This window comes from Frankia sp. CcMO1 (genome assembly GCF_977945845.1).
On sequence record NZ_CDWTMG010000232.1, the window covers coordinates 1 to 7,730 of the forward strand.

The 7,730-nt window shown below is 72.4% G+C and carries 7 protein-coding genes; 6 read left to right on the forward strand and 1 reads right to left on the reverse strand.

Going from position 1 to position 7,730, the window contains the following annotated elements:
• Positions 1–221: 221 nt before the first annotated feature.
• The 6 genes from AC08OU_RS20265 (at position 222) to AC08OU_RS20290 (ending at position 6,855) form a co-directional block, all read left to right on the forward strand.
• On the forward strand, positions 222–509 hold the full coding sequence (locus tag AC08OU_RS20265) for a hypothetical protein (protein ID WP_476601655.1): 288 nt from the start codon (positions 222–224) through the stop codon (positions 507–509).
• Between the two features lie 17 nt (positions 510–526).
• On the forward strand, positions 527–1,396 hold the full coding sequence (locus tag AC08OU_RS20270; protein ID WP_476601660.1) for a TlyA family RNA methyltransferase: 870 nt from the start codon (positions 527–529) through the stop codon (positions 1,394–1,396).
• Positions 1,393–2,292 carry an NAD kinase gene (locus AC08OU_RS20275; protein ID WP_476601656.1) on the forward strand — a complete coding sequence of 300 codons (900 nt, stop codon included), beginning with the start codon at positions 1,393–1,395 and terminating at the stop codon, positions 2,290–2,292. Before AC08OU_RS20270 ends, AC08OU_RS20275 begins: the two co-directional genes overlap by 4 nt.
• A gap of 182 nt (positions 2,293–2,474) precedes the next feature.
• Positions 2,475–4,229, forward strand: a complete 1,755-nt coding sequence (gene recN, locus AC08OU_RS20280; RefSeq protein WP_476601657.1) for a DNA repair protein RecN — start codon at positions 2,475–2,477, stop codon at positions 4,227–4,229.
• A 194-nt stretch (positions 4,230–4,423) separates the two neighbouring features.
• Positions 4,424–6,235 carry a CTP synthase gene (locus AC08OU_RS20285; RefSeq protein WP_476601658.1) on the forward strand — a complete coding sequence of 604 codons (1,812 nt, stop codon included), beginning with the start codon at positions 4,424–4,426 and terminating at the stop codon, positions 6,233–6,235.
• Positions 6,232–6,855, forward strand: a complete 624-nt coding sequence (locus AC08OU_RS20290; protein WP_462188285.1) for an NUDIX domain-containing protein — start codon at positions 6,232–6,234, stop codon at positions 6,853–6,855. The genes AC08OU_RS20285 and AC08OU_RS20290 overlap by 4 nt, the downstream gene beginning before the upstream one ends.
• 53 nt (positions 6,856–6,908) lie before the next feature.
• On the opposite strand, the gene AC08OU_RS20295 is transcribed toward AC08OU_RS20290, so the two are convergent.
• A complete protein-coding gene (locus AC08OU_RS20295; RefSeq protein ID WP_476605563.1) occupies positions 6,909–7,730 on the reverse strand; it encodes a PKD domain-containing protein in 822 nt (273 codons plus the stop codon).

A 7,730-nucleotide genomic window follows, 5' to 3' on the forward strand; every position in this document is an offset into this window, starting at 1 on the left:
CGTGGGAGTAGGTGTTCCGGGCGGGACGACCCGCGTGGTGGGCGAGTTTACACCGGTTGCGAGCCGATCTCCGGTGGTCCTGACGGACCCGGGGTGAGGTCCCGGGCCGGCCGAGGGCGGATCCGGCCGGACGAGGAGTGGACAGGACATGAGATTCGTCGCATGACGCACGCCGCCAGGGTCCGTCGCGTCAGCGGCCGTGAGTGCGGGAGGCTGACAACGTGAACACCGAGAATCTGCCCGCCGAGGTTCGCGACGTCCTTGGCCGGCTGGACATGCTCGACGCCCTACCGACGGCCGCGCATGTCGAGGTCTTCGAGGAGATAAACCGCCGGTTGGCCGGGGCACTGGCGGACCTGGATGGGAGCGCTGACCAGGTTAAGGGCGCTGACCACGTCAAGGGCGCTGGGGGCGCGGCCGGGCCGGGCGTGCCCGTTCCGGCGCGTTCCGGGGCGCGTCCCACGGGAGGGCCGCGGCCCGGGCCGGGCATGATCCGGCCGGTGCGGTGAGTCGCTCCGGGGTCACGATGTCCCGCCGGACGCGTCTGGACAGCGAACTTGTCCGTCGTGGTCTCGCCCGGTCCCGGGAGCAGGCCGTTGCGGCGATCACCGCGGGTCGGGTGCTGGTCGGCGGCATTCCTGCCACGAAGGCCGCCACGGTGGTCGACGGATCCACCTCCATCGCGGTGACGAAGGGGGACGATCCCGGCTACGCCTCCCGCGGCGCGCACAAACTTCTCGGTGCCTTCGAGGCCTTCGGGGTCCCCGCACCGGAACCGGGGCCGGGTGTCGAAATCCCGCGTTCCACCGGCCCCACGCTGGTCGTGGCCGGTCGACGGTGCCTGGACGTCGGTGCCTCCACCGGCGGCTTCACCGACGTGCTGCTGCGGTACGGGGCGGCCTCCGTCGTGGCCGTGGACGTCGGCTACGGGCAGTTGCTGTGGCGGCTGCGCTGCGATCCCCGGGTCTGCGTGCTCGACCGCACCAACGCCCGGAACCTGACGCCCGCCGAGATCGGTGACCGCGTCGACCTGGTCGTCGGGGACCTGTCGTTCATCTCGCTGGCCCTGGTGCTGCCCGCGCTGCGCGCCTGCGCGGTCCCAGACGCCGATTTCGTGCTGCTGGTGAAGCCCCAGTTCGAGGTCGGCCGGGAGCGGCTCGGGCCAGGCGGGGTGGTGCGCGACACCGCGTTGCACGCCGAGGCGGTCCGCGACGTGGCCACGTCCGCAGCCATGCTAGATCTCGGCGTGCGTGGTGTCACGGCGAGTCCGCTGCCCGGCCCGGCGGGCAATGTCGAGTACCTGCTGTGGCTGGTCGCCGGGGCCCCACCGCTCGACGCGGACGTCCTGGCCGGGGCGATCGCCGCCGGCCCCGCGGGATCGGGGCGTCGGGCATGACGCGGGAGATCCTCGTTGTCACCCATCCCCGCCGCTCGGTGGTCCGGGAGAGCGCCCATTGGGTCATCGAGGGCCTGGCCGCAGCCGGGGTGTCGCCGCGAGTGCTGCGGGCCGAGGCGGAGATGCTCGACCTGACCGCCGCCAACATCGTGCCGCACGACGCCGACGCGGCCGTCGGGGTGGAACTGGTGCTGGTCCTCGGCGGCGACGGCAGCCTGCTGCGCGGCGCGGAGCTGGCCCGCACCGCTGACGCCCCGCTGCTGGGCGTGAACCTCGGGCACGTCGGGTTCCTCGCCGAGGCTGAACCCGACGCGCTGGAATCCACCATCGAGCACGTCGTCCGCAAGGACTACACGGTCGAGGAACGCATGACGGTCGACGTCACGGTCCGGCGGCGTGGCGAGGTCACCTATACCGGCTGGGCGCTCAACGAGATGTCCCTGGAGAAGGCCGAGCGCGCTCGGATGCTGGAATGCGTGCTGGAGATTGACGGGCGTCCGCTGTCCCGGTGGGGATGCGACGGGGTGATCTGTTCGACGCCCACCGGATCCACCGCCTACGCCTTCTCGGCCGGTGGTCCGGTGATGTGGCCGGGCGTCGAGGCCCTGCTGGTCGCCCCGATCAGCGCGCACGCGCTGTTCGCCCGGCCGCTCGTGCTGGCGCCGGCCTCCGCGGTCGCCGTGGAGATCCTGCCGCCGGTGCCCGCGGTCCTCTACTGTGACGGCCGGCGGTTCGTCGAGGTGCCCCCCGAGTCGCGGGTCGAGGTGGTCCGCGGCCGCCAACCGGTGCGGCTCGCCGTGGTGCATCCGCTGCCGTTCACTGATCGTCTCGTCGCCAAGTTTGGCCTTCCGGTGGAAGGCTGGCGAGGACGCAACCAACGTGCCTCCCCCGCGTAGCGACTTCGCCGCGACGCGGGGACCCCTGGCCTAGGGCGCCGTTCGGGGTTTCCGTTAGCTCGCCTTCGGCGAGCTTCCTGGGATGATCGTCGGGGGGCTTCGCCGCGACGCGGCGGCAGCGGTGGCGGATCTTCCGCCTCTGCGATATCGGCCTCCGTTCTGGTGACGCTAGAGTTCGGGGCGTGCTCGAGGAGATTCGCATCCGCGGCCTCGGGGTCATCGACGACGCCGCCCTCGACCTTGCTCCCGGCCTCACCGTGGTGAGCGGCGAGACCGGAGCCGGCAAGACCATGATTGTCCAGGGGCTGGAGCTGCTCACCGGCGGGCGGGCGGATTACGGTCTGGTCCGGCCGGGGGTCGATCGCGCCTTCGTCGAGGGTCGGCTCGTCATCGGTGCCGAGTCGGCTGTCGCGGCCCGGGTCCGCGAAGTCGGCGGCGACCTCGACGAGGATCCGGGCGGCGCTGTCCTCGTCGTCGGTCGGACCCTGACCGCGGAGGGCCGGTCCCGGGCGCAGGTCGCGGGCCGCTCGGTCCCGGCGAGTGTCCTCGCCGAGATCGCCGAGGAGCTGATCGCCGTGCACGGCCAGTCCGAGGCACAGCGCCTGCTCAAGCCGTCCACCCAGCGTGACGCGTTGGACCGGTTCGCCGGTTCCGCCGTCGCCGGGCCGTTGGCCCGCTACGGCGGTGTGTACCGGGAGCTGACCCGGGTCAGTCGGCGGCTTGCCGAGATCACCGACCGGGTGCGTGAACGCGAGCAGGAGGCGGAGCTGCTGCGCCTCGGCCTGGACGAGGTGGAACGGGTCGCCCCCGGCCCTGGTGAGGACGTCATCCTCGACGCCGAGCTGATCAGGTTGGAGCATGCGGAGACCCTGGTGCGGGCGGCGCGGACCGCGCACGCCGCGCTGATGAGCGATCCGGCCACCGGGTCGGACGAGCCCGGTGCGGTCGATCTGGTGGCCGCGGCCCAGCGGATCATCGCCGGCGAGTCCGCCCTCGACGCCGAGCTCGCCGCTCTCGGCGTGCGGCTCACGGAGGTGGGGATGCTACTCACCGACGTCGCCGCGGACCTCGCCTCCTACGCGGAGGGCATCGATGCCGACCCGGTGCGCCTCGCCGACGCCCAGGCGCGTAAGGCCGCCCTCACCAGCCTGACCCGGGCGCACGGTACCGGCATCGACGGCGTGCTGGCCTGGGCGGACCAGGCTGGGCGCCGGCTGCTGGAACTCGACGGCGCCGGGGACAGCGTCGAGGCGCTCACCGTCCGGCGGGACAGCCTGACCGCCGAGCTGGCCCGGCTCGCCGAGGAGGTCAGCGACGCCCGGACCAAGGCGGCGGCCCGGTTCGGTGCGGCGGTCGCCGCCGAGCTCGCCGGGCTCGCGATGCCCCGGGCCCGGGTGGAGGCCGCCGTGTCGCAGCGCGACGATCCGGCCGGTCTGCCGGTCGGCCTGCGGGTCGTCGCGTTTGGACCGTTCGGCGTCGACGACGTGGAGCTGCGGCTGATCCCGCATCCCGGGGCGCCGCCGCGGCCGGTCCAGAAAGGCGCGTCGGGCGGTGAGCTGTCCCGGGTTATGCTCGCGATCGAGGTCGTCCTCGCCGCCGCCGACACCGGTTCGACCATGGTCTTCGACGAGGTGGACGCCGGGGTCGGCGGTCGGGCCGCGGTGGAGATCGGCCGGCGCCTCGCCCGTCTCGCCCGCACTCATCAAGTGATCTGTATCACCCATCTGCCGCAGGTCGCCGCCTTTGCGGACCGTCATCTGGTGGTCCACAAGGCCGACGACGGATCGGTCACCCGCAGTGGGGTCGTCACGCTCGACGACGCCGGCCGGGTGCGGGAACTCTCCCGGATGCTTGCCGGCCAGGAGGAGAGCTCGCTGGCCCGTGGGCACGCCGAGGAGCTGCTCGCCGCCGCGGCGGCCGACAAGGCGCTGCCGTAGTGCCACCGCGGTCGGGGAGGCCGGGCATCCTGCGGTGGTCCAGGGAGTCACCGAAGGTGATAACCGAGGGCCCTGACTCACCCTTATGGCAGAGTCCCCGCATTGCGCTGGAGGCGTCGTGCGGGGGAGCTGTTACCGTGAAGTCCCGTGGAGGCGCCGGGGCCGGACCGGCGGCGTAACCACGGGAGCTTCGGGTGGGTCAGGCGCATATCACCAAACACATCTTCGTCACCGGCGGGGTCGCGTCCAGTCTCGGCAAGGGACTGACCGCGTCGAGCCTCGGTCGACTCCTCAAGGCTCGTGGACTCCGCGTCACGATGCAGAAGCTCGACCCCTACCTCAACGTGGACCCGGGGACGATGAACCCGTTCCAGCACGGTGAGGTGTTCGTGACCGACGACGGGGCCGAGACCGACCTCGACATCGGCCACTACGAGCGGTTCCTCGACGTCGACCTCGACGGCAGCGCCAACGTGACGACGGGCCAGGTCTACTCGGCCGTTATCGCCAGGGAACGCCGCGGCGGCTATCTGGGCCAGACCGTCCAGGTCGTCCCGCACATCACCGACGAGATCAAGAACCGGATCCGGCAGCTGGCCGGTGACTCCGTCGACGTGGTGATCACCGAGGTCGGCGGGACCGTCGGGGACATCGAATCGCTGCCCTACCTGGAGGCGATCCGTCAGGTACGCCACGAGGTCGGTCGGGACAACGCCCTGACGGTGCACGTGAGCCTGGTCCCCTACCTCGCCCCCTCCGGAGAGCTGAAGACCAAGCCGACCCAGCATTCGGTCGCGGCGTTGCGCAGCATCGGCCTGCAGCCCGACGCCGTGGTCTGCCGGTCCGACCGGCCGCTGCCCGATTCACTCAAGAAGAAGATCGCGATGATGTGCGACGTCGACGACGAGGCCGTCGTCGGGGCGCCGGACGCGAGCTCCATCTACGACATTCCCCGGGTGCTGCACCGCGAGGGTCTCGACGCCTACGTGGTGCGTCGGCTCGGGCTGTCCTTCCGCGACGTCGACTGGACGGAATGGGACACGTTGCTGCGGCGGGTGCACCACCCGGCCAACACGGCGACGATCGCGATCGTCGGCAAGTACGTGGACCTCCCCGACGCCTACCTCTCGGTGACCGAGGCCCTGCGCGCCGGCGCCTTCGCCACCGACACTCGGGTGGACCTGCGGTGGGTCACCTCGGACGAGTGCTCTTCCCCGGACGTGACGGCCACCCTGCTTGACGGGGTCGACGGGATCATCGTTCCCGGTGGTTTCGGGGTGCGGGGCATCGAGGGCAAGCTCACCGCGCTGCGGCACGCCCGCGAGAACGGCATTCCGACCCTCGGTATCTGCCTCGGCCTGCAGTGCATGGTCATCGAGGCGGCCCGCAGTCTCGCCGGCCTGGAGGCGGCGAACTCCACCGAGTTCGCCCCCGAGACCCCCCACCCGGTGATCTCCACGATGGCTGACCAGCACGAGGTGGTGGCCGGCACCCGGGACATGGGCGGCACAATGCGACTGGGCCTGTACTCGTGCGTGCTGGCGCCCGGCACGCTCGCCCGGCGTGAGTACGGCGCCGCCGAGGTCGCCGAGCGCCACCGGCACCGGTACGAGGTGAACAACGACTATCGGCACCGGCTGGCCGCCGCCGGGCTGGTCTTCTCCGGGGCGTCGCCGGACGGCCGCCTGGTCGAGGTGGTCGAGCTGCCCGCCGACGTGCACCCGTACTACGTCGGCACCCAGGCACATCCGGAGTTCCGGTCCCGGCCGACCCGGGCCCATCCACTGTTCCGGGGTCTCGTCGCCGCGGCGGTCGCGCATGCGGACCGCCGCCGCGGGGTGCTGCCGGTGGACCTGCCGGGCGAGGACGCTCCCACTCCGGAGAACGGCGCCGCGCAGACCCGCGGCGTCACGGCCGGTCGATCCGGCGGGAGTATCCGCCGGGGCGCGAGCGCGTCCCGTCCGAGCGTCAGCTCCAACGGCACCGCCGCGCTGGTGTCCCCGTGACGGCGACCCCGCACCGGTACGAGGTCACCGAGAGCACCCTGGCCTACCAGGGGAGGGTCATCTCTGTCCGCCGCGATCAGGTGCGGATGCCGGATGGCGACATCTCGCAGCGTGATGTGGTGGTGCATCCCGGCGCCGTGGGGGTGGTCGCCCTCGACGAGGCCGATCGGGTGGTGATGGTCCATCAGTATCGTCATCCCGTCGGTGGTCCGCTGTGGGAGCTGCCCGCCGGCATTCTCGACGTGCCGGGCGAGCCGGCGTCCTCGGCCGCCGCGCGGGAGCTGGCCGAGGAGGCCGGGCTGCGCGCCGACCGCTACGATCTGCTGGTTGATGTGTGGGCCTCGCCGGGGATGACCGACGAGGCCTACCGCCTTTTCCTGGCCCGCGGGCTGCACGAGATCCCGGCTGCCGAGCGGTACGTGCCGGTGCACGAGGAGGCCGAGATGGGTCTCGCGCGTATCGACTTCACCGACGCTGTCGAACGGGTCCTGCGCGGTGAGATCACCAACGCGATGGCGGTCATCGGGCTGCTGGCCACGGCCCGGGCGCGCGGCGAGAACTACGCCGGTCTGCGCCCACCCGACGCACCCTGGCCCGCTCGTCCCGCCCACCGCGGCTGAGCCGCCGCGCCGCGGCCCCGTTTCTCCGCGGTGGTGTCGGTCCCGCGGTGGCGTCAATCGTTGTGGACCAGCATGCCGGCGGCCTCGTCGACGACGATGCCCCGCGCGGCGGCGAGGGTCACCGCGTCGATCGGGAATGCCTGCGCGACCCCGGGGACGGTGAACGTGCCGTCCCAGGTCACCGCGAGGGTCACCTGGTACCGGCCCGGCCGGGCGTAGCCGTGCGCCACATAGGCCTCGGGATGATCGCGCGGTGAGATCGCCGGGTCGTAGGGCCGGCCGGGAGCATCCGGGCCGGTCTCGCCGTCACCGCACTCCCAGTGATAGCGGGGAACGGCGCTGATGGTCGCCACGACCGGCTGGTCGACGTTGAACGTGAACGAGTCGGGCACGGGGGTGTAGAGGATCGTGGCCAGGTTCGCGAAGCTGCGGCCGGACGGCGCGATGACGATCGACGGCTTCGGCAGGAGTTTCTCGCGCAGGTAGTTGGCGAGCGCGGCCTGCACCTGGGCGATCGGCACCGCGCCGGCGGGCAGCAGGTAGTTGAAGCAGCCCGCTACCGCCTGGTCGTACTGGGCCCGCGCCTGCGCGTCCATCGCCGGATCCGGCCCGACCGCGGTCAGCAGGTCACAGACGGCCGCCGGGTCGTCCGGACAATCCTGGCCGCAGGCCGCGCTCCGCCGGGCCCCCGATCCGGTCGGGATCCCGACGCGCTCCAGCACTCCGTCGTGGTAGCGGTACTGGTAGCCGTTGTCCGTGGCCCGGGTGTCACAGGTACCCCACAGCGCGCCGGCGCAGGGCACCGGGACGGTGCGCCCGGGCGCCGCGGCGGCGGGCGCCGCGCCGGCGGCGAGGCTGGTCAGGCTCACCAGCAG

Excerpts from the sequence above, each read along its gene's own strand:
- AC08OU_RS20275 (WP_476601656.1), top strand. The coding sequence starts at position 1,393 with ATGACGCGGGAGATCCTCGTTGTCACCCATCCCCGCCGCTCGGTGGTC.
- AC08OU_RS20270 (WP_476601660.1), top strand. The coding sequence starts at position 527 with ATGTCCCGCCGGACGCGTCTGGACAGCGAACTTGTCCGTCGTGGTCTC.